Raw genomic sequence first — 26,322 nt, forward strand, 5'->3', positions numbered from 1 at the left:
GTTGCGTGACCCCACTCGACCTCAAGAAAGGTGAATTAGATGAAAGCTTTATGGGTTCTGGTCCTCGGCAGCCTTTGCGCCACCGCGATGGCAGACGAGGTCCCGACCGATGTTGCACAGCAAAAACCGGCCATTGAGGAGTACACCTACTCCACCCACCTGGACATCGCCAAAGTCATCTCCATGAGCGAGATCCCGAACGTCTGCGAAGTGGTCCCGGCGAAGATGGAATACGACGATTCCAAGGGCCAACGCCACATCCTGCGCTACAGCGTCATGGGCAACGGCTGCTCCAACGGCTGACTGACTTGATAAAGGAATTTGGAGCAACCACCATGAAAACCAAACTGATCCTGGCCCTGACCCTGTCCGTACTGGCCGCCAATACCTTCGCCGCCGACGGGTTTGATCGCACCGGTAGCGCAGTCGCAGAAGACGGCTACGACCACACCGGCTCCGCCACCGTCGCGCAAGACGGCTACGACCGCACCGGCTCTGCTACCGTTGCCGCCGATGGCTATGATCGCACCCGTTCAGCCCGCATCGGTTGATCATTACTGACATTTTCCACGGCCCGGTTTCGACCGGGCCTGGTTGTGTCTAGAACCGCCGAAAACCCTCCGCAAACACAACATGTAGTGCAAACCCGCAAAAAACGCTCGTTTTTTGATCAAAAAAAACCGCGATACGATCCATGCAAAAAAAATCTTCAGCGGCCAAAGCCTTGTAAACCCTCGCTCCCACGCGGATATGCCACCCGCTACCCCTTCTGTGAGCCATTTCGCCGCAGCACGTAGGCAAAAAAGTCCTTATAATGCCGCCTTAAACGGGCCTGCAATATTCCCTTACAGGGGATCACGCCAGCCTGGAGCCCACGCAGAGGCCAATCGCCTCCTCGCGTTCACAGCCGCTCCGGAATGACCCGTACATTTTTCTGTTTATTGCCTGCGTCAGCTGCTGCAACAAACGATTTTTCCAAGATCCACCGCGGCCAGTAGGCCTTCATCGGGCATCTGGCCCTCACGCAGGAGACGACACGTCATGCTGAGCTGGGACGAATTCGACAAAGAAGACGGCGAAGTTGCTGTAAAAGGCGCAAACGCCGGCCACGCTTCTGAAGCCAACATGGACCGCCTCGACAGCGCCGGCGGTGCCGCCGCCCTGGAAGCGCGGGCCGTGACAGCCAGCGACTCGGCCGCGATCATTCGCGCCAAGGCTGCCCTCGACAAACTCGACGTCGCCGAAGGCCTCGCCGAACTCGAAGGCGCCTCTGCCCGTGTCGCCGTCGATGAAAAGCGCATGATCAACTGCCGCGCCGACCTCAACCAGCTCGTGCCGTTCAAATACGATTGGGCCTGGCAGAAGTACCTGGACGGCTGCGCAAACCACTGGATGCCGCAAGAAGTCAACATGACCGCCGACATCGCCCTCTGGAAAACCCCGGAAGGCCTGACCGACGACGAGCGCCGCATCGTGATGCGCAACCTGGGTTTCTTCTCCACCGCCGACTCCCTGGTTGCCAACAACCTGGTCCTGGCCGTGTACCGCCTGATCACCAACCCGGAATGCCGCCAGTACATCCTGCGCCAGGCGTTCGAAGAGGCGATCCACACCCACGCCTACCAGTACTGCATCGAATCGCTGGCCATGGATGAAGGCGAGATCTTCAACATGTACCACGAGATCCCATCGGTCGCAAAAAAAGCCGCCTGGGGCCTGAAATACACCCGTTCGATCTCCGATCCGAAGTTCGAAACCGGCACCCCGGACACCGACAAAGAGCTGCTGCGCAACCTGATCGCTTACTACTGCGTCCTGGAAGGCATCTTCTTCTACTGCGGCTTCACCCAGATCCTCTCCATGGGCCGCCGCAACAAAATGACCGGCGTCGCCGAGCAGTTCCAGTACATCCTGCGCGACGAATCCATGCACCTGAACTTCGGCATCGACGTGATCAACCAGATCAAAATCGAAAACCCACACCTGTGGGATGCCGAGATGAAGGAAGAAGCGACCCAGATGATCCTGCAAGGGACCCAGCTGGAGATCGAATACGCCCGCGACACCATGCCTCGCGGCGTGCTGGGCATGAACGCGGCAATGATGGAGGATTACCTCAAGTTCATCGCTAACCGTCGTTTGTCGCAGATTGGTCTTAAAGAAGAGTACCCAGGGACGACTAACCCGTTCCCTTGGATGAGCGAGATCATGGACTTGAAGAAAGAGAAGAACTTCTTTGAGACTCGGGTGATTGAGTATCAGACGGGTGGGGCTTTGAGCTGGGATTGATTTGAAAGAAAAATCCTAGGCTCCACGCGTAACTAAAAACCCCGTGAAAACGGGGTTTTTGTATTTCTACAGGACCAAAACTGCGTTTAACTCTGGGACCTGCACGCTACCTTTACCCTACGAAAAACTCAGAACCTTTCCGCATTGACGCCGTATCGTCTCGCTACCCATCTTAGTCGCAGGTACCTAAGAAACGCCCAACGTAGTAGCTAATCGCCGAACATAGAACCGCGTACTGTCTAAGAACATTTGCAACTCTGTGTGGAGAGAATAGCTAGTTGGGATTTTTCTTACATCCTCTACGTCGGGCTCGCGCCGGTGACAGAGAGGCCTTCACTTTGTCGCTGTATCAGAAGGTTGGTCGGCTGGTCATTGAGTGACAAACACTCCGTTGGGGTGGGGCTGCTTCGAAGCCCAGCGGATAAACCCCCTCGCCACGGGTTGGTGTCAGGGCACAAGTAGAGGGCAGGTTTGATGGTCGGGTTGGTTTTGGAAATCGCGAGCAAGCTTGCTCCCACAGGGGGTTTGTGGTGTGTTGAAACTTTGGGTGCAGCCCGCCGCGTCCTTCGGTATTAATACACTTCCTCTCATGGACCCGAGCCCCGATGAAATTCGATACCGCCTACTGCCTCAGCCTCGATGCCAAGCTTTCGATCTATGACGTTCGGGATCTGAATTTCGACGAGACCATGGCCTTCGATTCGGCCAAGGAGCGCTTTCAGTGCCCCAACGATGCCTGTCGGGTGGCGTTTGATGAGGACAATCGGCTGACGACGTTCAACGCCAAGAACGTCAATTACATCCGCACGCCACATTTCAAGAACCAGCCAACGACCCAGCATATCGAGGGCTGCCCTTACGTCAGTCCGAAAACGCCGGGGTTGGGTGTAGAGAGTGGCGAGGCGGAAACGGATGACGACCGCGAGGAGCATTTTCCGTCGGAGTTGTTGCTGACTCGGCGTCAGTACGTGCGCAAGCCGTCCGATCCGTCGAAGGACGTTGAAGCAGCGACTCGGCCTACGTCGCCCACCCTATCGTCCCACGGTGATGACGTTCATTGCGCCCATGATTCGACACCCGACAAGACCAGCGTCTTCGCCCACCCGGTGGAGTGTTTTGTGTCGAACTTCGCGGACAAGGACCTGCTCAAGCGCAAGCTGTTGAAGGTTGGCGAGCACACGGCGCCCTATGGATCGTTCTTCAAGAAGATCGAATACTTGCAGGACAATAAGGGCTTGATTTACTGGGGCAAGATCAAGGAAATAAAGGATTACACGCAAAGCTTTCGCATCGATTTCGAACCCAAGGTCTGGTTCAAGCAACCGGACGAGGCGAAGAAGAAGCCTTACTCAGTCAACGTTTACCTGAGCAAGAAGCTGATCGATAACTACCGCAAGCGCAGAGCGTTCCTGGAAGAGATCAAGCATGCCGTCGACAGTGACGCGCCGTTGTATTGCTTCTTTTATGGCGTGACGCCGGAGTTGAAACAGGTGCCGAGCAAGAAGAACCCCGAAGAAACGTTCGGGGTGTTCAGTGCCAATATCGAGAACCTGGATCACTTCATTATTCGGGAAGCACCGGGGTTGGCTGGCGAGTGAACTGGCTCGATGCCCGCACAAAACCTGCGGGTCAGCTTGTATGACTCTCTCTTTTCGCATACGGGTCCCGTGGACCTATCTCTTCGCCCCACTTCAGTTCATAAGGCTGACGAACCACGTAGCTAATTCCGTTCAGCGTTTCTTCGCTCAACGCGGACAACTCAGCCTCGGTCAACAAGTCGTGCATGACCATAAGCGCCAGGCACATTCGCGCACTTGACCGACTGAAACGGTTAAACGCGTCGGCAAGATCATTGTCGCGGTCTTGTATCAACCCATAAAGCTTTAGGTATCGGGCGTGTGCCGATAGAGCACCGCGTTCGCTTATCGTCGTTGCGTCGGTCAGTACGCCTTGGCAAAAACGCTCCAGCGCCAACTCACGCAGTCCTTTGAATACTTTCCAGTCCTTCTCTGGGATAGGCATATGCATATGCGACTCCTCTCGATCATGTGGAGTGAACCTCCACCCAGCTGCTTGTTTATCAATACTAACCGCTGAACATCCCGATCATCACCAACATCAACAACCCCACATACACCCGCGCATGCAGTCGATCCGGTATCCGCCCGATCCATGGCGTTGCCAAGCGAATGCCCAGTAACGCGCCGAGTGTGAGCACAACAAAGGCCAGTAGGTCGACATAACCGATAAACCATGTGCCGAAGTCTGTGCCGGTGAAGTTGGACATGACCATGTAGGTAACGGTGCCGGCCAGGGCGACGGGCAAGCTTAGCGGATTTGCCATCGACGTAGCCTGGGACATGCTCAGGCCACAGCGACGCAGCAGCGGCACGGTCATGACGCTGCCGCCCACCCCTAGGAACGTGGCGATGATTCCGATGGTTGCCCCGCCCAATACAGTCTCCGTTTTTGCCAACCGTCGTGGGACGGAATCGCTGCCGCGTGTCAGAAAACCTCGCCGGAGCAGGCAATCCAGGATAGTCAGGCCCAGATAGGAGATAAAGGCGTAACGGATTATCTCGCCATTCATTGCGGTGGCAGCCGCCGCACCGAGGATCGCGCCCAAGCCGATGAAACCACCGAACGGCCACAGATAATGGCGAATCATCTGACCGGCGCGGTGATGTTTTCGGGTGGCGACCAGGGCGTTGACGATCATGACGCAGGTGGAGGTGGCGACGGCGATGTGCATGGCCGATTCACCCATGGCGTCCCCCGAGTGACGAGCCATCAGCAGGCGGTACATCAGTGGCACGACGACAAAACCGCCACCAAACCCGAACAGCACCGCCGTCACGCCACTCAGGCAGCCGAAGCACGCGAGCAATACATAGAACATCAAGGCGAATCCGTGGAATGAGGAGGCATCCACGATAGATACACCAAGCTTGGCCTGCTGTAGCAAACAGGCCAATAATGTTCGCGTTTACGCCAATCACGAGTGGCCCAGGGATGCGCAACATTTCGATCGATTTATTGGATTCGACGCCCAGGGACGTCGTCGCCATTGGCACCGATTACCCCCACGGACATTTACTGCCGTTGCACCACCATCGCCGGGCGCAGTTACTGTATGGCGCCACTGGCGTGATGCAGGTCAGCACCGCGGATGGCAATTGGGTGGTGCCGCCGCAACGGGCAGTGTGGATCCCGCCCGGGGTTGCCCATGAGGTGCTGATGCTGGGCGTCAGCACTCGAAGTTTGTATATCGAACCGGCCACCGTAACGGCCATGGACGCCCGCTGCCAGGTCATCAATGTGTCGCCCCTGATGCGCCAGCTGCTGTTGGAAGCAGTGGAGCTTGCGCCTGATTACGACGAGGCTGGACGGGACGGTGCGCTGATCAGTCTGTTGCTGCACGAACTGTTGCGCAGCGCCCATCTGCCACTGCACCTTCCACTGCCCCAAGACCCGCGCCTGCTGGGCTTGTGCCAGGCGTTCCTGAAATACCCGCACGCCCACGCCTCGCCCGTACAGTGGGCGGCGCAGTTACCTGTCAGCTTGCGCTCATTCAATCGCCTGTTCAGTCGGCAAACCGGGTTGAGTTTCAGCCAATGGCGGCAACAGGCGTGTGTGATGTCGGCATTGTCCCGGTTGGTCGTAGGAGATTCGGTAACCCGTATCGCCCTGGACCTGGGCTACGACAGCCCTGCGGCATTCTCCACGATGTTTCGTCGCGTACTGGGTCACGCCCCGAGCGCGTGGTTGGAGAAGACCGCCGGTCATTGATCAAAAAAATGAGATTGATCGGGATTCAAAACAACTGTACAAAAACACAGTATTTTTTAATCCCACAGCTTTGGAGCCCCCCATGGCCTCTCTCGCAATCAAAACCACCCTGGAACGCATCGCTGTCTATCAATTCACCCCTGCCCACAGTGCACAGGCGCGAGCCATGCTGGGTTGGAGTGTCGAGGAGCTGTCCCGCCAATCCGGCGTCTCGGTCCAGGCCATCCGCCGCTTCGAGGCTGGCGGCGAGTTGCTCGATGTCACTCGCCTGGCCCTGGCCTTTCGCCTGGAGGCCGAGGGCCTGGTGTTCTTCCCCGGCTTCGCACCGGGGCGCGGCATGAACATCAAGGGTGCGACGCCGGACCCGATGGGGCGCTCCGATTACGCCATGATTGAATAACGCCAAGCCTGTGAGTGCTATGCGATACCGGCCTGGTCCTGGTACGCCGAGGGCTCCACGTCCAGCCACCAGGCGCGGCCACGTTGCGGCTGCGTCAGGGTGAATGCTTCGCCCATTTGCGGCGTGGCGATGTAAACATTGCGCTCCCAGGCCAGGGCCAGGATGCGATCGAAGGGTTCATACCAGGCATGCATCGCCAGGTCGAACGTGCCGTTGTGGATCGGCAGCAGCCAACGGCCCTTGAGATCGATATGAGCCTGCAGGGTCTGCTCCGGCTGCATGTGGACGTGAGGCCAATCGACGTTATAGGCACCGGTTTCCATCAGCGTCAGGTCAAAGGGACCATATCGCTCGCCGATGCGTTTGAAACCCTCGAAGTAGCCGGTGTCGCCGCTGAAGAAAATTCGCGTGGCGCCGTCGATCATCACCCACGAGGCCCACAAAGTGCTGTTGCTGTCGAACAGGCCGCGCCCGGAAAAGTGCTGGGAGGGCGTGGCAACGAACTCGATACCGTCCACCTCGGTACTTTGCCACCAATCCAGTTGACGCACCTTGCTGGCGTCGACGCCCCATTTGATCAGGGTGTCGCCCACGCCAAGGGGCGCCAGGAAGTGGCGAGTCTTGGCCGCCAGCTTGAGGATGGCCTGATGATCGAGGTGGTCGTAATGATCGTGGGAAAGGATCACCGCTTCGATCGGCGGCAATTCTTCCAGGCTGATGGGCGGCTGATGAAAACGCTTCGGGCCGGCCCATTGCACGGGTGAGGCGCGCTCGGCGAACACCGGGTCCGTCAGCCAGAATTTATCCCGCAGCTTGAGCAATACGGTGGAATGGCCGAGGCGGAATACACTGTTGTTCGGCGCCGCCAGCAGCGCGGCGCGCGTCAGCGCCTGAACCTCGATGGCGCCCGCAGGCCGGGTGGTGCGCGGCTTGTGGAAGATCATGTTCCAGATGATGCGCAGGGTGGTGCCAAAGCCTTCCCGAGGGGTGAAGGCATGATTGCGAAACTTGCCCTGTTCATGCCGAGATGCGTCATGGCTGGACGGATTGTCGCTCGAAAGAGAGGGAATGGTCATGGTGCGATAACTCCAAGGACGTCGTCGCCATTGCGCTTCGTCGTTGTGGGACGCTGGATGGCCGTTGCATGCACGTTCAGCCGCTCGACTCAAAAACTACACCACTCGGTGTAGTTTCTAGATTGCATGAATCCCCGGAGCAAGTAAACTGCTTAGTGTAAGTTCTCTCACTTCAACCGACGAATTGCCCATGACCGTACCGCAGCGCCTTACCGAACGAAAACGCGAAGCCATCCTCCAGGCCGCGATTGCTGAATTCCGTAGCAGCGGTTTCGAGATCACCAGCATGGACAAGATCGCGGCGACCGCCGGCGTATCGAAACGCACGGTGTATAACCATTTCCCGAGCAAGGAAGCGTTGTTTGCCGAAATTCTGAATCGGTTATGGAACAGCATTACCGCAGAACAGGACATGCCCTACAGCCCGCAAAAGCCGCTACGGGAGCAGCTTCAAACATTGCTGCAAGCCAAACTGCAGCTGCTGGCGGATGAGAATTTCCTCGACCTGGCGCGCATCGCCATCGCCGCCACCATTCATTCCCCCGAGCGGGCCCAGGACATGGTGTCGCGCATGGGCCAGCGTGAGGAAGGCCTGACGGCCTGGATTCGCCAAGCCCAGGCCGATGGCCGGTTGAAACCCGTGGAGCCGGCACTTGCCGCCCAGCAAATGCATGGGCTGCTCAAGACGTTTGCCTTCTGGCCGCAGATTTCGATGGGGCAACCCAGCCTGACCCAGGATGAGCAGACCCGGGTGATCGAGTCGGCCCTCGACATGTTCCTGAGCCGTTACCAGGCCTGATCAAGAAGTCCTGTAATGAAGGGTTATTGCATCGATGGGTTGTGCACGACCTTCTGGTGCATTTCAGTGGTCAAGTTGTCGATACGCTCGGTCAATGCCTTGGTCATTTCCGTCAGGCGGGTGTTCTGCTCCAACAATTCGAGCAACTGCGCCGTATTCTGCGCGGCCTGGGCCTGGCGCTCGCTGTTGGCGACGGCCAAGGCTTCGCGATGCTGGGCGTCGGCTTCCGCCTGGGCTTTGTCCCGAGCGGCCTGGCGGGTTTGCGCCAGCAAAATCAGCGGCGCGGCATAGGCCGACTGCAGGCTGAACGCCAGATTCAGCAAAATGAACGGGTAGGCATCGAAATGAAAGACCCCCACCAGGTTCAGACTAATCCATAGCAGCACGATCAGGGTTTGCGCACCGAGGAACATCGGCGTCCCGAAAAAACGCGCGAACGCCTCCGCTCTCAGCGCAAAGCGGTCATTGCCAAAGGTCGGCGCCAGATGCGCGTGAGGGCGATGAAAGCGCAAGTGGTCAACGGGTGCGGCGGGAGTGGGTTGGGAAGACTTCGTCATCGTGATGTTCTCTGCCAAGGGCTGGTGCTCAAGGCACTATAACCGTTGGGGGAACGTCATCCATTGAGCCATGCACACCTTGCCCGTTAAAAGTCAGCGCCAGCGCAGATTGCGTCCCAGCTCATCGAACAAGCTCACCACCGAGCGCAAGGCCCGGCAGTCGGGGCGGGTCAGGAGCCACAGGGCTGTGTCATACCCCTCCAGCGGTTTGCCAAGGGGCATCAGGCCTTGGTGTTCATCGATCAGAAAGTCCGGCAGCGCCGCCACACCCAAGCCGGCTCGCACCAGTTCGGTGACCGAGAGCATGCTGTTGCAGCGATAGGCGGGCACCACGCCGGGGAGATGCTGGCGGCGCCAGGCTACGGTGGGGTGATCCGGGAGGAAATCGTCCGGCGCGATCCAGATCATGGAAGCCAGGTCATCCGTATTCGCCGAGCGCAGGTAGGTGGCGCTGGCACATACCCGGTAAGCCACGTTGCCCAGCTTTCGACCGACCAGGTGTTCCGGCGGCGTACGGGTCAGGCGCAACGCAATGTCGGCATCGCGGCGGCTCAGGTTGGCGAAGTCGTTCGAGGTGCTCAGCTCAAGGGTCAACGCCGGATAAGCGGGCATGAAGCGCGCCAGCGCAGGCAGCAGCAACGCTTGCAGGACCGAGTCGCTGCACGTCAGGCGTACCGTCCCGCTGATGACCTCGCCGCCCTGCTCCACCCCCACCCGCGCCGCCTCCAAGGCCTGTTCGGCGCGCTCGGCTTGTTCGGCCAGCGCCTGGGCCAGGCTCGTGGGCAAGTACCCGGAACGGCTTTTTTCGAACAAGGGTAGGCCCAGGGCCGCCTCCAGCCGACGTACCGAACGAAACACCGTGGACACGTCCACCTGCAGCAGCCGTGCGGCCCGGGCCAGTGTGCCGCCACGGACCAGTGCGAGGATCAGGGACAGGTCGGGATAGTCCAGACGATAGTGCGCTGTTGCATTGATCACTTGGATAAACGCCAATATTGATTGCGTGAGCGCCAATCTATAGTGGCGACCAGGAATCAACAAGCGGCGAGTCTCTCATGGAAAAACAGCGTCCTTTACACATCGCCCTGGTCGGCGACCACGACCCACACATCACCGCTCACCGCGCGATCCCCATCGCACTGGAGCTGGCCGGCGGGCAAACCGGCCATGACATTCGCGTCCAATGGCTGGCAACGCCGCTCATCGCCGACAACGCAGTGCTGGAGGATTTCGACGGTATCTGGTGCGTGCCGGGCAGCCCCTACCGAAACGAAAACGGCGCCCTGCAGGCGATTCGGTTTGCCCGCGAACAGCGTCGCCCTTTCCTGGGCACCTGCGGTGGTTTTCAACATGCCGTGCTGGAATACGCCCGCAACGTGATGGGTTGGGCCGACGCCGCCCATGGCGAAACCGATCCCGAGGCTGAACGGGCGCTGCTGACGCCGCTGAGCTGTGCATTGATCGAAACCATCGACAGCCTGCAGCTCGATGCGGACTCGTTGATTGCCAAGTCTTATGGTCGCCAGAGGGTATTCGAGGGCTACCATTGCCGCTTCGGGGTCAACCCGGATTTTGAAAAGGACTTGCTCAATCAGCGCCTGCACGCCGTGGCCCGGGACTCGGCCGGCGGCCTGCGCGCAGTGGAGCTGCAGGACCATCCGTTCTTTGTCGCCACGCTGTTCCAGCCTGAACGTGCCGCATTGGAAGGGCGCGTGCCGCCGCTGGTCAGTGCGTTTGTCGAAGCCTGCGCCAGGACAACGCCATGAGTGCCCATTACTACGCCGTGATTTTCACCTCCCTGCGTACCGAGGGGGACCAAGGCTACGCCGAAGCCGCCGAGCGGATGCTGGCCTTGGTTCAAGAGCAGCCGGGGTTTCTCGGTGTCGAATCGGCGCGTGGCGACGATGGCCTGGGGATTACCGTGTCCTATTGGAGCGATGAAGCTGCGATCCTGGCCTGGAAGCAGCATCCCGAACACAGCGCGATCCGTGAACGCGGCCGCTCCACCTGGTATACCCATTGCCATACGAGGGTGTGCAAGGTCGAACGCGACTATGCCTTCCAACGCCCAATCTGATGCCAGGAAAAAATCCCTGTGGGAGCGAGCTTGCTCGCGATGGCGGTATGTCAGTCACGATAATGTTGGCTGAGCCACCGCTATCGCGAGCAAGCTCGCTCCCACATTTTGTCCAGGTGTCACCGATTCATTGTTCAGCTCGCTCCCACAGGATATCTATTCAATTCAAGATTGCGGCTCAGCCTTCCACCAACTGCCGCACCGCGACGATTTCCGGCAGGTCGCTGCGGGCCATGTACACCCGCAAAGGTTCGGACAGGTTGATCCGATCGTCGATGTTCTGGTCCAGCAGCAACTGGATGCGCTCGCGACTCAAGGCCATGGTGCCGTCTGCCACAGGGGCCCAGACAAATTCGCAGGTGGGGATGATGCCGTCGTCGGCCACGTCCATGCCGAAAGCGTCTTCGCTGAACCGTACGATGTATTGGCCAGTCTTGCGGTTCAGGCCGACAAAACCTTTGAGCTGGTCGGCGGCCTGGCAGATGAATGTCGAAGTGGTGCGCATGGTAAACCTCATGGATACGTCCCTCGGGACGTCTGATCGATGGTTTACACACAAGGCAAGTGAACGATGGTTTCAGGTTTCCCTCTGCCGGGGAAACTGGTGCGGCCAAGGGTACTGCAAAGCGGCCTGGAAATGCGTGGGAAAAATCTGCTTTGCACAAGTTTATGTCGGTATGGCGATAGCGCCGACAGCGTTCAATTGTTAAAAGATAGGTTTTTGCACACACCTACGAAAGGATTTCGAGCATGCCTGTCACCTTCACCCGCAGCGCATTGGTGCTGAGCCTGTTGCTCGGCTTCGGCCAGGCCCAAGCCTCCGAGGCCCCGAGCCCCAAGGCCCTGGCAGCCCTCCAGGGCATTCCGCACCCAGCGGTCATCGCCCATCGAGGCGCCTCGTTCGACGCGCCGGAATCCACCGCTGCCGCCTACAAGCTGGCCCGCGACCTGGGCGCCGACTACCTGGAACTGGACCTGCAACGCAGCAAGGACGGCGTGTTGTTCATCCTGCATGATGACAGCCTGCTGCGCACCACGGATGTCGCGGTCAAATTCCCCGAGCGCAAGGACAGCACCGCCAACGAATTCACCATGGCGGAACTCAAAACCCTCGATGCCGGCAGTTGGTTCAACACCGCCTACCCGGACCGCGCGCGCCCTTCGTTCGTGGGCCTGAAAATCCTGACCCTCGATGAAGTGATCAATATTGCCGAGGCCAACCCGCAGCAAAAACCCGGGCTGTACATCGAAACCAAGGAGCCGAAGCTGTTCCCCGGTATCGAACGCGACCTGAAGGACAAACTGCAGGACCGCGGTTGGCTGAGCCCCGCCGGGTCGAAACTGGCCAAGCGTGCCACCGGTGTCGGCCAGGGCAAGGGCAAAGTGGTCTTGCAGACCTTTGAAAAGAGCAGCCTCGAACTGCTGCACAAAGAGATGCCGAAGGTGCCAAAGATCCTGCTGTTGTGGGTGGGCGAAGGCAACATCGAGCCCAAGTCCAAGGTGACGTTTGCCGAGTCCGGCGAAACGGACAAGGCCGCCTATTACGCCAAGCAGGAACCCAAGGACAAGGCCGAATTCGAGCAGTGGGTCCAGTATGCCAAGGCCCACGGCGCCATCGGCACCGGTCCTTCGGCGGCGTTGACCCGTGGCGGCAGCCAGAGTTATTCGGACCTGGTGCAGCCATGGATGAACCAGTACACCCATGACCAGGGTCTGCTGGTGCATGTCTACACCGTGGATGAAGCGGTGGACTTCAAGAAAGTGATGGAGGCCGGCGTCGATGGCATCTTCACCAACCGTGCCAGTGAGTTGCTCAAGTACTTCCAGCGTTCCGAGACAGGCAGCGTGGTGCAACTATTGGAAAAGAACGGCTACTGAGTCGCAGACGGTTGCCAGGCAACTTGCTTCAGGTTTTTTCGAATTAAGGGTGAATTAAGTTGCCACAGTTAATCTGAGCCCACTTAAACGACTCACCCTTAACAACACCAAGGAAAGAACTCATGAAAACGTTGACTGCCCTGTTTACCGCTACTGCCCTGACCCTGACTGCTGGCCTGGCCCAGGCGGATGTTCGCGTCGATCAGATTCCTCAGCTGGTCAAGGAAGGCAAGATCAAGTCCCTTGAATCGATGAACGAAGAAGCCCTGAAGTTGCACCCGGGCGCCACCATCACCGACACCGACCTGGATAACCACTTCAACGGTTATGAATATGAAGTCGAATTGAAAACCGCCGACGGCAAAGAGTTTGATGTTGATTTCGATGCCACGACCGGCAAAGTCTTGAGCAACAAGCAAGACACTTGATCCATCAGCAAAAAAAGAGCCGCGCAACCTTAGGGTTGCGCGGCTCTTTTGCGTTTATCAATACCTGTCGCGAACGACCGTCAGGCACTCAACCGCGCCGTCACTTCATTCAACTGTCCCGACAAGCCGTGCAAATCCCGACTGGCCGCTTCGGTGCGCTGCACATTGTCCAGGTTAGTGCTGGCAATGCAGGTGATTTCCGTCAGGTTGCGGGAAATGTCTTCGGCCACGGAAGTCTGCTCTTCGGCTGCAGTGGCGATCTGGCGGTTCATGTCGCGAATCGCTTCGACAGCCTGGGTGATGCGTTCGAGCATCACACCGGCCTGGGTCACTTGCTCCACACTCTCTTCACTGCGCGACTGCCCGCTCTCAATGGCGTGCGCCGCGTCCACCGCACCCGTTTGTACAGTCTGGATAATCTGGTTGATCTCGATGATCGACGAAGCCGTGCGTTGGGCCAGGCTGCGGACCTCATCGGCGACCACCGCGAAACCGCGCCCCGCCTCACCAGCCCGCGCGGCTTCGATGGCAGCATTGAGGGCCAGCAGGTTGGTCTGTTCGGCGATCCCGCGAATCACCTCCAACACCTTGCCGATACGCCCGCTGTCGGTTTCCAACTGACGGATGACCGTGGCCGTGTTGGCGATCTCGCCGCGCATCCGGGTGATGGTGTGGATGGTCCCCTGCATGACCTTCCCGCCCTGTTGCGCCGATTGATCGGCGTCATCGGCCGCCTGCGCCGCGTCGGCGGCATGACGGGCCACTTCCTGGGCCGTGGCGGACATTTCGTTCATCGCCGTCGCCACCTGATCGGTGCGTTCGAATTGCTCGCTGGTGCCCTGGCTCATCAGGCTGGCGATGGCGTTGAGTTCACCGCTGGCACTGTCCAGTTCCGTGGCACTGCGTTGCAGGCGAGTAAAGGTTTCGGCAAGGAAATCACGTAATGTGTTGGCCGCGACTGCCAGATTGCCCAGCTCGTCCTGACGGCTGCTCGTCACACGCTCGGCGAAACGCCCCTGACTGAGTCGGGTCACGTAGTCGATCAGGTTACGGATCGGCTGAACCAGGTTGCGATTGACCAGCCACAGGCTGAACAACCCGATCAGCACGCCCGACACCAGCATGATCACGGTGCCCAGCATAATCGTGCGATCGGCACCGGCACTGATCAGCGTCGATTGCTCGGTGCCCAGCTTGCGCAGCTCCACCACCAGCGCGCTCATTTGCTCACTGGCCGCACGGTCCACGCCCTTGACCGCCGCATCGCCCGCCGCCGCATCGCCACCGGAGGCGACAAATGCGTCACGGCCCTTTTGGTAGGCGACGCCCAACTGACGATGTTCATCGCGCAGGGCCTCGATACGCGTCTTGATCGGCGCCGGCACACCTTCACGCCCGCTCAATTGGCCAAGGATGCCTTGGACATCACGCTGACGTTCCTCGAACTGTTTCCAGTATTTCTCCAGGTCCGCCGGCTGCTTGCCGCGCAGCAGGACGTTTTTCCATTCCTGCACCTGCACCTTGAACTGCAGGTTGGCCTCGTCGATCAATTGCGAGGCACGCAACGGTCCATCGATCAGGTTGCGATAGTTCTGGACACCATTGGAAAGGAAATGAAAGGACGCCAGGGCGATCAGCAACATCGCCAGCAGGCTGCCGCTCAACAGGGCGAGAATCTGGGCTCGAAGGGATTTTTGTAGAATCATGGGGAGCAATCTCTAAGCAAGGAGAACAGGAACGACGTCCCGACCTCCATGTCCGCAACACACCGCGTCGCAACCCCAATACGGGGGGGATATGCACATACCATCGGCCTGCCAGGGGCATTCTTGAACCTTGGCGACTGCCGGTAGCGCCCGGATTGACGGCGCGAATAGAGCGGTCACAAAACCATCAAGAAAGCTTGCGAAGATGGCGTTCAAGTGAACCTGTAGCCGCCACAGGCACTTCCCGCCAGCGAGACTTCATGAACCACAGCATCGATCAAAGCCACCGCGATCCGGACCTGTTCGGCCTGCTTTACGGGTTTCGTTTCCGCCCCGGCGAACGCGGGCAGGAGATCGATTCGGCCCAGGCCTTACGGAGCCTGCAACACCCGCAAGACTCGGATGAATTCCTCTGGCTGCACTTGAACCTGGCCCACGCTGCGTGCGAGCGCTGGATGAAAGGTCACCTGGCCCTGCCCCAGGAGTTTTTCGAAGCCTTGCACGAAGGCTCGCGCTCGACCCGCATCGAGCATGTCGACTCGGCGTTACTGGCCGTGGTGAACGATGTCGTGTTCAACCTCAGCAACATGGTGTCCTCGGATGTCTCCACACTGTGGGTTTGCGTTCACAGTCGATTGATCGTCAGCGCGCGGCTGCAACCCCTGCACTCGGTCGACAAGCTGCGCTCGTCGGTGAAGGCCGGCGAGTGCTTTCGCTCGCCAGTGGAACTACTCGTGCACTTGCTGCGCGACCAGGGCGAAGTGCTGACCCAGATCGTGCGCAAGACCAGCCTGAGCGTCGACCAGGTCGAAGATCAGTTGCTGTCCTCGCGCCTGTCCACCAACCGCGCCGAGCTGGGCAGCAACCGCCGGGTGCTGGTGCGCTTGCAGCGCTTGCTGGCCCTGGAGCCGGGCTCATTGCTACGTCTGCTCAACCGCCCGCCGCAATGGTTGCAGAAAGAAGACGTCAAGGAGCTGCGCAAATCCACCGAGGAATTCGCCCTGATCATCAACGACCTCACCGCGTTGAGTGAACGGATCAAGCTGCTCCAGGAAGAAATCGCCGCCAACCTCAACGAACAAAGCAACCGCACCCTGTTCACCCTGACGGTGGTCACGGTATTGGCGTTGCCCATCAACATCATTGCCGGTTTCTTTGGCATGAACGTCGGTGGCGTGCCGCTTGCCAGCGATCCCGAAGGCTTCTGGATCCTGGTGGCGCTGGTCGCAACCTTCACGCTGATTGCCGGCCGCTGGGCATTTCGCAAGCGAGGTGACTATTGAACATGACGTGTCTAGACAATCCCTTTTGTCGGCCCGACGGGATTTAAAAGTCTTTTTGTCATTTCTCCTGCTGTATCCTGCCCAGGCTTTGTAAAAGCGCGGATCTACCAGATCTATCCACAGACTTTGCGAGGAGCGCGATATGCACGAGATCCCTAATCTCCCCTTCCCAAGCCTGCACGACACTGAGCAGACGACCACGCTACAAGCCGGGGGGCAAGCAGACGCCCAGCAACCCGAGCCCAAAGAAGCCACTGAACGCCGCCAGGCCGACAGCGAAGACTGATTGACCCGCACCACCAGACCGTGTGGAAAGCGCTAAGATGCGCTTTCCACACTGCCTGAATCCCGAGCCCTCCATGACCGATGACACCCCTCCATTCAGCGAAGCCCAAGCCAGCGTGCTGATCGGCACTGCCGAAAAAATGGTCGATATCTGGACCCGTCTTCCTGCCGAGAAACAAGCGGCCCTGCTGGCGCGCTTTGGCAGCGAAGAAAACGCCATCGCCGCACTGGTCACCACACGCCTGGTCAGTGGTGAAAGCAACAGCTGAGCCACCACTCGGCAAATAGTTTTACTTTTCCCCGCCCTGAGCCCACGGTCGCCGTTATCATAAGCAGCCTATCTATCCAGCTGCTCCGTGGACCTCTTCCCCATGTCAGATTCCCAGCGCCCCCTGGCGGTCACGCTGCAAGTCGTTTCCATCGTCCTGTTCACATTCATCGGCTACCTGAATATCGGCATTCCGCTTGCCGTGCTGCCCGGGTTCGTCCACGGCGAACTGGGCTTCGGCGCGGTAATCGCCGGGTTGGTGATCAGCGTGCAATACCTGGCCACCCTGCTCAGTCGTCCTTACGCCGGGCGAATCATCGATAACCTGGGGAGCAAGCGCGCGGTGACGTTCGGCCTCGCCGGCTGCGGGCTGAGCGGTGTGTTCATGCTGGTGTCTGCCTGGACGCCCCACCTGCCCACGTTCAGCCTGATCAGCCTGCTGATCGGTCGCCTGGTGCTCGGCAGCGCGGAAAGCCTGGTGGGCTCCGGTTCGATTGGCTGGGGCATCGGCCGGGTCGGTGCGGCGAATACCGCCAAGGTGATCTCCTGGAACGGTATCGCCAGTTACGGCGCGCTGGCGATCGGTGCACCGCTGGGGGTGTGGCTGGTCAATGCGCTGGGACTGTGGAGCATGGGCGTGAGCATTATCTTGCTCGGTTTGCTGGGATTGGCATTGGCCTGGCGCAAAACCGCCGCGCCCATCGTCACTGGCGAACGCCTGCCGTTCATGCACGTGCTGGGACGTGTGCTGCCACACGGCTGCGGCCTGGCCCTGGGTTCCATCGGGTTTGGCACCATCGCGACCTTCATCACCCTGTACTACGCCACCCAGCACTGGGACAACGCCGTGCTGTGCCTGAGCCTGTTCGGCGCCAGCTTCATCGGCGCGCGCCTGCTGTTCGGCAACCTGATCAACCGTCTGGGCGGCTTTCGCGTGGCGATTGCCTGCCTGTCGGTGGAAACCCTCGGCCTGTTGCTGTTGTGGCTCGCACCGGATGCCCACTGGGCCCTGGCGGGCGCGGCGTTGAGCGGTTTCGGCTTTTCCCTGGTGTTTCCGGCGCTGGGCGTGGAAGCGGTCAACCTGGTGCCGGCCTCCAGCCGCGGGGCGGCGGTGGGCGCTTATTCACTGTTCATTGATTTGTCGCTGGGGATCACCGGACCGCTGGCCGGTGCAATTGCCGCCGGCTTCGGCTTTGCCTCGATCTTTCTGTTCGCCGCACTGGCGGCCCTGGGCGGCTTGGCATTGAGCGTCTACCTGTACCGACAGGCGCCAAGGCATCGCCAGGAACGGGAGAAAAGCTAGAAGTCCACCTTGCCGCGCCCGGCCTTGATCGAGCCGCGCTTGGTCTTGGATTCCAGGCGACGCTTTTTCGAACCCAGGGTCGGCTTGGTCGGACGGCGCTTCTTTTCGACCTTGGTGGCGCTGAGGATCAGTTCGGTCAGGCGCTCCAGGGCATCGGCGCGGTTCTGTTCCTGCGTGCGGTATTGCTGGGCCTTGATGATCAATACACCGTCGCTGGTAATGCGACTGTCGCGCAGGGCCAGCAGCCGCTCCTTGTAGAACTCGGGCAGCGACGAGGCCGGAATGTCGAAGCGCAAATGCACGGCGCTGGAGACCTTGTTGACGTTCTGCCCCCCTGCCCCCTGGGCGCGGATGGCCGTCAGCTCGATCTCGGCGTCCGGGATGTGCACGGTGTTGGAAATGACCAGCATGGAAAGTGTCCGGTATCAGGACCCACAGGATACCCGAAACAGCCGGAATGAAGATTGCGAGAGCCTGACCTGTGGAATTGGTCTGTGGAGCAAGGCTTGCCCGCGATGGCATCGCCTCGGTCCATCAGCTGCACCGAGGTGACTGCATCGCGGGCAAGCCTTGCTCCCACAGACCTTGTTCCCAGAGTTCTTGCTTCCACAGGATTTGTGTCTTGCCTGAAACGACAAACCCGGCACTTGGCCGGGTTTGTCATATCTCAGGATTACCTACTTGGCAGCAGCCGCCACAGCCACTTCATGCCGGGCACTACGCTTGTTCTTGATCACGTAGCACACCCACATGAACACCACCCATACCGGAATCGCATAGACCGATACCTGGATGCCGGGGATCAGCAGCATCACGCCCAGGATGAACACCACGAACGCCAGGCAGATGTAGTTGCCGTACGGGTACCACAGCGCCTTGAACAGCGGCGTCTGGCGGGTCTGGTTCATGTGCTGGCGGAACTTGAAGTGCGAGTAGCTGATCATCGCCCAGTTGATCACCAGGGTCGCGACCACCAGCGACATCAGCAACTCCAACGCATGCTGCGGGACCAGGTAGTTCAACAGCACCGCCACCAGCGTGACCGCCGCCGACGCGAGGATCGAACGCACCGGCACGCCGCGCTTGTCGATCTTGGACAAGGCCTTGGGCGCATCGCCCTGCTCGGCCATGCCCAGCAACATGCGGCTGTTGCAATAGGTGCCGCTGTTGTACACCGACAGCGCGGCGGTCAGCACCACGAAGTTGAGGATATGCGCTGCGGTGTTGCTACCCAGCATCGAGAACACCTGCACGAACGGGCTGCCGCTGTAGGCGTCGCCGGAAGCGTTGAGTGTGGTCAGCAGACTGTCCCAAGGGGTCAGGGACAACAGCACCACGAGCGCACCGATGTAGAAAATCAGGATCCGGTAGATCACCTGGTTGATGGCCTTGGGGATCACGGTTTTCGGTTTGTCGGCCTCGGCTGCGGTGAAACCGAGCATTTCCAGGCCACCGAAGGAGAACATGATGATCGCCATGGCCATCACCAGCCCGCTGACGCCGTTGGGGAAAAAACCGCCGTGGGACCACAGGTTGGTCACCGAGGCCTGCGGCCCGCCATGGCCGCTGACCAGCAAATAGCTACCCAGGGCAATCATGCCGACAATCGCCACGACCTTGATGATCGCGAACCAGAACTCGGCCTCGCCGAAGACTTTGACGTTGGCCAGGTTGATGACGTTGATCAGGATGAAAAACGCTGCCGCCGACACCCAGGTCGGAATGTCCGGGGCCCAGTAATGGATGTACTTGCCGACTGCAGTCAGCTCGGACATGCCCACCAGGATGTAGAGAATCCAGCAGTTCCAACCCGACAGGAAGCCGGCGAAACCGCCCCAGTACTTATGGGCAAAGTGGCTGAAGGAACCGGCCACCGGCTCTTCGACGATCATTTCGCCCAACTGGCGCATGATCATGAAGGCGATGAAGCCGCAGATGGCGTAGCCCAGGATCATCGACGGGCCGGCTGATTTCAGCACCCCCGCCGAGCCGAGGAACAGGCCGGTGCCGATCGCGCCACCAAGAGCGATCAGTTGAATGTGGCGATTTTTCAGGCCGCGTTTCAGCTCGCCCGAATGCGTATTTTCTACAACGGTCATGCGTCACCTATTTGTTTTTATCTGTGACGAAATCGAACCCGACACGTTTGTGGCGTGGCGGAGTGAACAAGGCGGATAACCTTGAAAATGCGTGGGTACGCGAAGGGTCACAGTAAAACGCCGCGCATTGTACACTGCGGCCCTCCTGCTGCCAGACACCACCGGATCAGCGTCTCACCCCGCACTTCAGGTATGGCGCGCATCTGACCCTTCCCGTTGGCCTGAAACAAGCGCTGCGAAGTATCAGAAAACTCGTCAAACCGGTGCCCTCGGCAGCTTTTTCTTACAGCCCTCCTAAACGCCGACAGAGGCCCGTTCACAAGGCAAAAATCGTCAGCTTTCCTTTACGGTGCGTAACGCAAACTTTCCAGAGAGGAAATTTCCGTAGGCTGACTGCAAATTGACGGTAGGTAGCTACCTATTTAAAAAAGCACCCAGGCGGCTGTTTTTGAATGACTAATGTCGTCGTAAAAAATGGAACAAAAAGTTCAAACAAAAAAAATAAAATTATTTTTTTGCAATCCAAAAATCCCTCGACTAGGTTTTCAGCGACTTGCCAAGGCATCGTGCCGACAAGTTCTGCGGTGCCGTTGCCGGCCTGTTCCATTCGCCGAATCGAGCCGCAAATTTCCGTAAAAGTCATCTAGGAGATTCACTATGCAAGCACTGGACAAAGACTTGGAAACCGAACTGCAACTGGACGAATGGTTTGAAGCCCCAACCCATGAAGCCGCCGTTGAAATGATGCAGGCCGACGCCGTCGTTCCGTTCGGCACGGCGATGTGGCCTCTGTAGGCACCGCCCGGCGGAGGCGATCCGGCCGGTCGACTCCGCCACTAGTTGCCGGCTGTCAGGGACGTTAAATGAACTTGTCAGGGAAGAATAAGCATGGACACACAACGAGCCATCTCACATTTCCTTTACTACCTCGAACACCATCCCGCCCTGGTCGGCATCCAGCCCGCCAAGGTGTTGCTCGGCCATACCGCTGACTACGAAGCGCTGACCGGCGCCATTGCCGAGCAGGCTGGCAGCGGCTCGCCCTTCCGGTTCAGTGCCATGCGCCTGGACCTTGAACCCACGGAACGCCTGTCCAAGGCCATTGCCGACAGTGATCTGTATATTTTCTTCTACGACTCTTCCACCCTGCCCAACCCTCGCCCCGACGGCCCGGACTTTGTCCGCGCGCTGCAAGGCGTGATGGCCGACAACTGGAAGAAATCACTGCTGTTCAAGGACTACGGCGACTACTTCTACGACACCTTCAGCGTGATTCCCCAGCGTATCGCCGGGCTCAACAGTCATCTGATCCGGCGCATGTCCCAGGCGACGACCTTGAGTTTCCAGGATGACCACGGTTCGTATTTCGACACCGCCCTGGGCAGCGTGAAAAAATGGACCGACATCAACGGCCTCGGCAACTACGACCTGGCCCCCGGCGAAATCGCCACCCACAGCGACACCATCAATGGCCGAGTGAATTTCGTCGGCACCTTCCTGAGCACCATCCCGTTCGCGCGCAAATACGGCGTGCTGCAATCGCCGCTGGAGCTGTGGATCGAAGACTCCACCATCCAGAAAATCGCCACCGACGTACCGGGCCTGGAGCACGACTTCAACAAATACCTGGACGCCAACCCGTCCAACCGTCGCATCGAGGAACTGGGGATCGGCACCAACGAAGGGGTCAAGAACCTGTACGCCCGCAATGCCGGTTTCGAAGAACGGCATTGCGGCCTGCACCTGGGGCTCGGCGGCGGGGCCAAGGGCAGCCATCACCTGGATCTGATTTTCGAGAAGGGGATGTTGGCGCTGGATAACGAGCCGATGTTTGATGGGCGGTTTGTGCTTTAGAGGTGGCTGCGAGGCTACTGGCCTCTTCGCGAGCAGGCTCGCTCCCACACTGGATCGCCGGTGATCACAAATGCTATGTCCACTGAAGATCAAATGTGGGAGCGGGCTTGCTCGCGAAGGCGGACTCACCTGCGCCCCATCACTAAAGCCTGCTCAAAAAAAAAGCCAACTCGAAAGTTGGCTTTTTTTTCATGGACGCTCGCCGATCACTCCGGCTTACGACGCCCAAACCCCGGACGCTGTCCCGAACCTGCCGGTGCACCACGGCGTTTACCCGATGGCGCATCGCGGTCGGCCAGGATGATACCCGGGCGTTTTTTCGGCGCGGGCTTGGCCGGGCGCTTGGTGTCGGCCGGGCGATCGGCGACTGGCGTACCGCGACCAGCCGGAGCACCGCGACCTTCGCCGCGCTCAGTGCGACCATTGGCCGGACGCGGCGTGCGTGGACCACGCTCGCCGTCCTGACGTGGTGCAGGCTTGCGGGCCGGGCGTTCACCTTCGATCTGCGGCTCGCGCGAAGGACGCGGACCGGTCGGCGCGCCTTCGGCAGCCGGACGCAGCGTACGCACACGCTCGGTCTTGCCCATCGGGCGCGAGGATTTACGCTGCATCCGCTCCAGCTTGTCCTTGCTCTTGGCGGTCATCTGCGGCATTGCTACCGGCTTGAGGCCCACTTCGGCGGCCAGGATGTCGACTTCGTACTGGCTCATTTCGCGCCAGCGGCCCATCGGCAGGTCGGAATTGAGGAACACCGGACCGAAACGCACGCGCTTGAGGCGGCTGACCACCAATCCCTGGGATTCCCACAGACGCCGCACTTCACGGTTGCGGCCTTCCATCACCACGCAGTGGTACCAGTGGTTGAAGCCTTCGCCGCCGGGCGCCTGCTTGATATCGGTGAAACGCGCCGGGCCGTCTTCCAGCACAACGCCGGCCTTGAGGCGCTCGATCATCTCGTCGTCGACTTCGCCACGCACACGCACGGCGTATTCGCGGTCCATCTCGTAGGACGGGTGCATCAAACGGTTGGCCAGTTCACCGTCGGTGGTGAACATCAGCAAACCGGTGGTGTTGATGTCCAGGCGACCGATGTTGATCCAGCGGCCTTCTTTCGGACGCGGCATCTTGTCGAACACGGTCGGACGGCCTTCCGGGTCGTCACGGGTGCAGATTTCGCCGTCGGGCTTGTTGTACATGATCACGCGGCGCACCGTTTCGGCGGCCTCTTCGCGCTTGATCACCTTGCCATCGATGGTGATGGCGTCGTGCATGTCGACACGCAGGCCCAAGGTGGCATCTTTGCCGTTGACCTTGATCCGGCCCTGGGTGATCCAGGCTTCCACGTCGCGGCGCGAGCCGACGCCGATACGGGCGAGGACTTTTTGCAGCTTCTCGCCTGCTGGGCCGATTTCCTGGCTGTCGTTCTGGTCTTGGTCTTTCATTCTGGGCACCTCCCGGTGTGGTCGGGTCAGGCTTGGCCTGACGCTTTGAAAACGGGTCTTCGACGAAGGGATCGCCAAAGGGTCGCGAATCATACGCTCGTTGAGGCGATTGCGCATCAGAGACTAGCTGATCGACGAACGCCCGGCGCTTTTTCCGCCGACCGGTGGCTCCCGGTTGGCGCTCATGATACATCGCATCATCCATGTGGGAGCGGGCTTGCTCGCGAAGAGGGCGTGTCAGGTTAATCAATGCTAGCTGACCCACCGCCTTCGCGAGCAAGCCCGCTCCCACACAGGAGTTGTGGTGTGTCAGCAATACCGGCGACACAAGTCGGATCAGTCGTCGAACTGGCGCCGTTCGTTTTCAATCGCTTCAGCCAAGGCCCGGGCTTCGGCTTCTTCGTCGCTCAGTTCCGGCTCGGGTTCGCGTGGTTCAAGGGCGGCGACGGCGGCCAGCAGTTTTTCCCGGGCTTCGGCAACGCCGAGGATGTCTTCTTCCGGCTCGGGCTCTGGCTCGGGCTCTGGCTCTGGCTCTGGCTCTGGTTCCGACTCGCTGTCAGGCTCCGGCAACTCATCCGACTCACCCTCAGGCCCCGGCCCCTCACGCAGCAGGTCATCGAAATCGGTCTTCAAGCCCTCCTCCATGGTGTCCAGCTCCAGCAACAACGAGTGGAAACTGGTCTCTTCCTTCGGTTCCTCTGGCTCGGCACTGGCATCGGCCAATTCCTGCAGGCCCTGGGGCACCGGGGCGTCGTCGAACTCCAGCATCGGTTCGGGTTCCAGCTCCCGAAGCTCGGCCAGCGGCGGCAGGTCATCCAGGTTCTTCAGGTTGAAGTGATCGAGAAAGGCCTTGGTGGTGGCGAACATCGCCGGTTTGCCCGGCACATCGCGATAGCCGACGACGCGGATCCACTCGCGCTCCAGCAGCGTCTTGACGATATGACTGTTGACCGCCACGCCGCGCACATCTTCGATTTCGCCGCGGGTGATCGGTTGGCGGTAGGCAATCAACGCCATGGTTTCGAGCATGGCGCGAGAGTAACGCTGCGGCCGCTCCTCCCACAGGCGCCCGACCCATGGCGCAAACTTCTCGCGGATCTGCAGGCGATAGCCGGACGCCACTTCCTTGAGCTCGAAGGCCCGCCCCTCGCAGGACTTGCCCAACAGCGTCAGGGCTTTCTTGAATACGGCCGGCTCGGGTCGCTCGCCTTCTTCGAAGAGTTCGAACAGGCGCTCCATCGATTGCGGCTTTCCCGAGGCCAACAGGAAAGCTTCAAGCAAGGGGGCCAGCTCGCGGGGTTCAGTCAGATTCATTGATTTGCTCGTTATTCGGCTCGTGCCCGCACGTGGATCGCTGCGAACGGCTCATTCTGCACCAGCTCGACCAAGGATTCCTTGACCAATTCCAGGACCGCCATAAACGTCACCACCACCCCCAGGCGTCCTTCCTCGGCGGTGAACAGCTCGACGAACGGCACGAAACCGCCGCCCTTGAGCCGCTCCAGCACATCGCTCATGCGCTCGCGGGTGGACAGCGCTTCGCGGCTGACCTGGTGACTTTCAAACATATCGCCCCGGCGCAGGACTTCGGCCATGGACATCAGCAACTCTTCCAGGCTTACATCCGGCAGCAACTTGCGCGCCCGCGCTTCGGGTGCGTCAAGCTTGGGCACCACCACATCGCGCCCGACCCGGCTCAAGCCGTCGATGCCTTCGGCCGCGACCTTGAAGCGTTCGTACTCCTGCAAGCGCCGGATCAACTCGGCCCGCGGGTCGTCTTCTTCCTCTTCGATCGCTGCCGAGCGCGGCAGCAGCATCCGCGACTTGATCTCGGCGAGCATGGCCGCCATCACCAGGTACTCGGCCGCCAGTTCCAGGCGCACCGACTGCATCAACTCGACGTAGCCCATGTACTGGCGGGTGATTTCCGCCACGGGGATGTCGAGGATGTTGATGTTCTGTTTGCGGATCAGGTAGAGCAGCAGGTCAAGTGGACCCTCGAAGGCTTCAAGGAACACTTCCAGCGCATCTGGCGGAATGTACAGGTCCAGAGGCATTTCCATGACCGCCTGGCCATAGACCATGGCGAACGGCAACTCCTGCTGCGCACCGGCCTGGCTGTCGGCACTGTCCACGGCGGTTTCCACGGCGGACATTCAGGCCTCGACCATGAACGGCGTCGGATCGCCACAACCGACGCGCACCACCTGGGGCTCGCCGTCGGCCAGGTTGATCACCGTAGACGCCGACATACCGCCGAAACCGCCGTCGATGATCAGGTCCACCTGATGTTCGAGTATCTGGCGCATCTCATAGGGATCGGTCAACGGCTCGGTCTCGCCGGGCATGATCAGCGTCACGCTCATCAGCGGCTCACCCAGTTCCGCCAGCAACGCCAGGGCGATGGGATGGCTCGGCACCCGCAGGCCGATGGTGCGTTTTTTCGGGTGCAGCAACAGCCGCGGGACTTCCCGCGTGGCATTGAGAATAAAGGTGTACGGCCCCGGTAAATGCGCCTTGAGCAGGCGGAAGGTGCCGGTGTCGATCTTGGCGAACAGGCCCAACTGCGACAGGTCGCTGCAGATGAGCGCGAAGTTGTGCTTGTCGTCCAGTTGACGCAGGCGTCTTACCCGCTCCACGGCATTCTTGTCGCCGATCTGGCAACCGATGGCGTAGGAGGAGTCGGTGGGATAGACCACCACGCCACCGCCACGAATGATCTCCACGGCCTGTTTGATCAGGCGCGCTTGCGGGTTTTCCGGATGAATCTGGAAAAATTGACTCACGTG

The 26,322-nt window shown here is 59.8% G+C and carries 31 protein-coding genes; 17 read left to right on the plus strand and 14 right to left on the minus strand.

Going from position 1 to position 26,322, the window contains the following annotated elements; all coding sequences use genetic code 11:
• Positions 1–39 precede the first annotated feature (39 nt).
• The 4 genes from HU749_RS22855 (at position 40) to HU749_RS22870 (ending at position 3,887) form a co-directional block, all read left to right on the plus strand.
• The gene (locus HU749_RS22855) at positions 40–303 is read left to right on the plus strand and encodes a DUF2790 domain-containing protein (protein ID WP_024617097.1); all 264 of its coding nucleotides are present in this window, start codon (positions 40–42) and stop codon (positions 301–303) included.
• A 32-nt stretch (positions 304–335) separates the two neighbouring features.
• Complete coding sequence (locus HU749_RS22860; protein WP_014339815.1) at positions 336–551, plus strand: hypothetical protein; 216 nt, start codon at positions 336–338, stop codon at positions 549–551.
• Positions 552–1,041: 490 nt separating this feature from the next.
• The gene (locus HU749_RS22865; RefSeq protein ID WP_025215114.1) at positions 1,042–2,289 is read left to right on the plus strand and encodes a ribonucleotide-diphosphate reductase subunit beta; all 1,248 of its coding nucleotides are present in this window, start codon (positions 1,042–1,044) and stop codon (positions 2,287–2,289) included.
• 605 nt (positions 2,290–2,894) lie between these two features.
• Complete coding sequence (locus tag HU749_RS22870; protein ID WP_186650451.1) at positions 2,895–3,887, plus strand: hypothetical protein; 993 nt, start codon at positions 2,895–2,897, stop codon at positions 3,885–3,887.
• Between the two features lie 31 nt (positions 3,888–3,918).
• On the opposite strand, the gene HU749_RS22875 is transcribed toward HU749_RS22870, so the two are convergent.
• Positions 3,919–4,317 (minus strand): hypothetical protein, encoded by a 399-nt coding sequence (locus HU749_RS22875; protein ID WP_437127824.1) that lies wholly within the window; start codon positions 4,315–4,317, stop codon positions 3,919–3,921.
• A gap of 58 nt (positions 4,318–4,375) precedes the next feature.
• The gene (locus HU749_RS22880) at positions 4,376–5,188 is read right to left on the minus strand and encodes a sulfite exporter TauE/SafE family protein (protein WP_186650459.1); all 813 of its coding nucleotides are present in this window, start codon (positions 5,186–5,188) and stop codon (positions 4,376–4,378) included.
• Positions 5,189–5,301: 113 nt separating this feature from the next.
• On the opposite strand from HU749_RS22880, the gene HU749_RS22885 reads away from it, so the two are divergent.
• Together HU749_RS22885 and HU749_RS22890 are read left to right on the plus strand one after the other, a co-directional pair.
• On the plus strand, positions 5,302–6,078 hold the full coding sequence (locus tag HU749_RS22885) for an AraC family transcriptional regulator (protein WP_186650448.1): 777 nt from the start codon (positions 5,302–5,304) through the stop codon (positions 6,076–6,078).
• Between the two features lie 82 nt (positions 6,079–6,160).
• Positions 6,161–6,478, plus strand: coding sequence for a helix-turn-helix domain-containing protein (locus HU749_RS22890; protein ID WP_003204826.1), 318 nt, complete (start codon positions 6,161–6,163; stop codon positions 6,476–6,478).
• Between the two features lie 17 nt (positions 6,479–6,495).
• Here HU749_RS22890 and HU749_RS22895 read toward each other — a convergent pair whose 3' ends face one another.
• Positions 6,496–7,554 carry an MBL fold metallo-hydrolase gene (locus HU749_RS22895; RefSeq protein ID WP_186650445.1) on the minus strand — a complete coding sequence of 353 codons (1,059 nt, stop codon included), beginning with the start codon at positions 7,552–7,554 and terminating at the stop codon, positions 6,496–6,498.
• 190 nt (positions 7,555–7,744) lie between these two features.
• On the opposite strand from HU749_RS22895, the gene HU749_RS22900 reads away from it, so the two are divergent.
• Positions 7,745–8,353 carry a TetR/AcrR family transcriptional regulator gene (locus HU749_RS22900; protein ID WP_046062565.1) on the plus strand — a complete coding sequence of 203 codons (609 nt, stop codon included), beginning with the start codon at positions 7,745–7,747 and terminating at the stop codon, positions 8,351–8,353.
• Positions 8,354–8,376: 23 nt separating this feature from the next.
• On the opposite strand, the gene HU749_RS22905 is transcribed toward HU749_RS22900, so the two are convergent.
• A complete protein-coding gene (locus HU749_RS22905; protein ID WP_186650443.1) occupies positions 8,377–8,910 on the minus strand; it encodes a DUF1003 domain-containing protein in 534 nt (177 codons plus the stop codon).
• Positions 8,911–9,003: 93 nt separating this feature from the next.
• On the minus strand, positions 9,004–9,951 hold the full coding sequence (locus HU749_RS22910; protein WP_186650441.1) for a LysR family transcriptional regulator: 948 nt from the start codon (positions 9,949–9,951) through the stop codon (positions 9,004–9,006).
• A gap of 14 nt (positions 9,952–9,965) precedes the next feature.
• On the opposite strand from HU749_RS22910, the gene HU749_RS22915 reads away from it, so the two are divergent.
• Together HU749_RS22915 and HU749_RS22920 are read left to right on the plus strand one after the other, a co-directional pair.
• On the plus strand, positions 9,966–10,676 hold the full coding sequence (locus tag HU749_RS22915; RefSeq protein ID WP_186650440.1) for a CTP synthase C-terminal region-related (seleno)protein: 711 nt from the start codon (positions 9,966–9,968) through the stop codon (positions 10,674–10,676).
• A complete protein-coding gene (locus tag HU749_RS22920) occupies positions 10,673–10,987 on the plus strand; it encodes an antibiotic biosynthesis monooxygenase family protein (protein WP_186650438.1) in 315 nt (104 codons plus the stop codon). Before HU749_RS22915 ends, HU749_RS22920 begins: the two co-directional genes overlap by 4 nt.
• 178 nt (positions 10,988–11,165) lie before the next feature.
• Here HU749_RS22920 and HU749_RS22925 read toward each other — a convergent pair whose 3' ends face one another.
• On the minus strand, positions 11,166–11,492 hold the full coding sequence (locus HU749_RS22925) for a DUF2025 family protein (RefSeq protein ID WP_079305406.1): 327 nt from the start codon (positions 11,490–11,492) through the stop codon (positions 11,166–11,168).
• Between the two features lie 245 nt (positions 11,493–11,737).
• Here HU749_RS22925 and HU749_RS22930 point away from each other — a divergent pair, with 245 nt between their 5' ends.
• Together HU749_RS22930 and HU749_RS22935 are read left to right on the plus strand one after the other, a co-directional pair.
• The gene (locus tag HU749_RS22930) at positions 11,738–12,865 is read left to right on the plus strand and encodes a glycerophosphodiester phosphodiesterase (protein ID WP_079305404.1); all 1,128 of its coding nucleotides are present in this window, start codon (positions 11,738–11,740) and stop codon (positions 12,863–12,865) included.
• Between the two features lie 122 nt (positions 12,866–12,987).
• Complete coding sequence (locus tag HU749_RS22935) at positions 12,988–13,293, plus strand: PepSY domain-containing protein (protein WP_079305402.1); 306 nt, start codon at positions 12,988–12,990, stop codon at positions 13,291–13,293.
• A gap of 80 nt (positions 13,294–13,373) precedes the next feature.
• Here the strand turns inward: HU749_RS22935 and HU749_RS22940 are convergent, their stop codons facing one another.
• A complete protein-coding gene (locus HU749_RS22940) occupies positions 13,374–14,999 on the minus strand; it encodes a methyl-accepting chemotaxis protein (RefSeq protein WP_186650437.1) in 1,626 nt (541 codons plus the stop codon).
• Between the two features lie 260 nt (positions 15,000–15,259).
• On the opposite strand from HU749_RS22940, the gene HU749_RS22945 reads away from it, so the two are divergent.
• From HU749_RS22945 to HU749_RS22960, 4 genes are all read left to right on the plus strand, one after another.
• The gene (locus HU749_RS22945; RefSeq protein WP_014339833.1) at positions 15,260–16,282 is read left to right on the plus strand and encodes a transporter; all 1,023 of its coding nucleotides are present in this window, start codon (positions 15,260–15,262) and stop codon (positions 16,280–16,282) included.
• A gap of 142 nt (positions 16,283–16,424) precedes the next feature.
• Positions 16,425–16,568: a hypothetical protein gene (locus HU749_RS22950; RefSeq protein WP_003204853.1), complete on the plus strand. Its 144-nt coding sequence runs from the start codon at positions 16,425–16,427 to the stop codon at positions 16,566–16,568.
• Positions 16,569–16,605: 37 nt separating this feature from the next.
• Positions 16,606–16,836: a hypothetical protein gene (locus HU749_RS22955; RefSeq protein WP_079305398.1), complete on the plus strand. Its 231-nt coding sequence runs from the start codon at positions 16,606–16,608 to the stop codon at positions 16,834–16,836.
• A gap of 102 nt (positions 16,837–16,938) precedes the next feature.
• Entirely contained in the window at positions 16,939–18,138 is a 1,200-nt protein-coding gene (locus HU749_RS22960) for an MFS transporter (RefSeq protein ID WP_186650436.1), read from the plus strand.
• Here the strand turns inward: HU749_RS22960 and arfB are convergent.
• The 3 genes from arfB to HU749_RS22975 form a co-directional block, all read right to left on the minus strand.
• The gene (gene arfB, locus HU749_RS22965; protein ID WP_018604539.1) at positions 18,135–18,548 is read right to left on the minus strand and encodes an alternative ribosome rescue aminoacyl-tRNA hydrolase ArfB; all 414 of its coding nucleotides are present in this window, start codon (positions 18,546–18,548) and stop codon (positions 18,135–18,137) included. The genes HU749_RS22960 and arfB overlap by 4 nt on opposite strands.
• A gap of 267 nt (positions 18,549–18,815) precedes the next feature.
• Positions 18,816–20,237 carry an amino acid permease gene (locus tag HU749_RS22970; protein ID WP_046062573.1) on the minus strand — a complete coding sequence of 474 codons (1,422 nt, stop codon included), beginning with the start codon at positions 20,235–20,237 and terminating at the stop codon, positions 18,816–18,818.
• A 418-nt stretch (positions 20,238–20,655) separates the two neighbouring features.
• Complete coding sequence (locus HU749_RS22975) at positions 20,656–20,880, minus strand: hypothetical protein (RefSeq protein ID WP_141248746.1); 225 nt, start codon at positions 20,878–20,880, stop codon at positions 20,656–20,658.
• Between the two features lie 14 nt (positions 20,881–20,894).
• Between HU749_RS22975 and HU749_RS22980 the strand changes: the two genes are divergently transcribed.
• On the plus strand, positions 20,895–21,032 hold the full coding sequence (locus tag HU749_RS22980) for a hypothetical protein (RefSeq protein WP_003178782.1): 138 nt from the start codon (positions 20,895–20,897) through the stop codon (positions 21,030–21,032).
• Positions 21,033–21,125: 93 nt separating this feature from the next.
• Positions 21,126–22,091: a M29 family metallopeptidase gene (locus HU749_RS22985; protein ID WP_046062575.1), complete on the plus strand. Its 966-nt coding sequence runs from the start codon at positions 21,126–21,128 to the stop codon at positions 22,089–22,091.
• 206 nt (positions 22,092–22,297) lie between these two features.
• Here the strand turns inward: HU749_RS22985 and rluB are convergent, their stop codons facing one another.
• The 4 genes from rluB to HU749_RS23005 all read right to left on the minus strand — a co-directional run bounded on the left by rluB (position 22,298) and on the right by HU749_RS23005 (position 26,319).
• Positions 22,298–23,533 (minus strand): 23S rRNA pseudouridine(2605) synthase RluB, encoded by a 1,236-nt coding sequence (gene rluB, locus HU749_RS22990; protein ID WP_046062576.1) that lies wholly within the window; start codon positions 23,531–23,533, stop codon positions 22,298–22,300.
• A 336-nt stretch (positions 23,534–23,869) separates the two neighbouring features.
• A complete protein-coding gene (gene scpB, locus HU749_RS22995) occupies positions 23,870–24,847 on the minus strand; it encodes an SMC-Scp complex subunit ScpB (RefSeq protein ID WP_186650435.1) in 978 nt (325 codons plus the stop codon).
• A gap of 11 nt (positions 24,848–24,858) precedes the next feature.
• Positions 24,859–25,689: a segregation and condensation protein A gene (locus HU749_RS23000; protein WP_046062578.1), complete on the minus strand. Its 831-nt coding sequence runs from the start codon at positions 25,687–25,689 to the stop codon at positions 24,859–24,861.
• Positions 25,690–26,319, minus strand: a complete 630-nt coding sequence (locus tag HU749_RS23005; protein ID WP_053124883.1) for an L-threonylcarbamoyladenylate synthase — start codon at positions 26,317–26,319, stop codon at positions 25,690–25,692. It lies immediately after the preceding gene.
• Positions 26,320–26,322 lie beyond the last annotated feature (3 nt).

The organism is Pseudomonas ogarae, assembly GCF_014268695.2.
Lineage (GTDB): Bacteria > Pseudomonadota > Gammaproteobacteria > Pseudomonadales > Pseudomonadaceae > Aquipseudomonas > Aquipseudomonas kilonensis.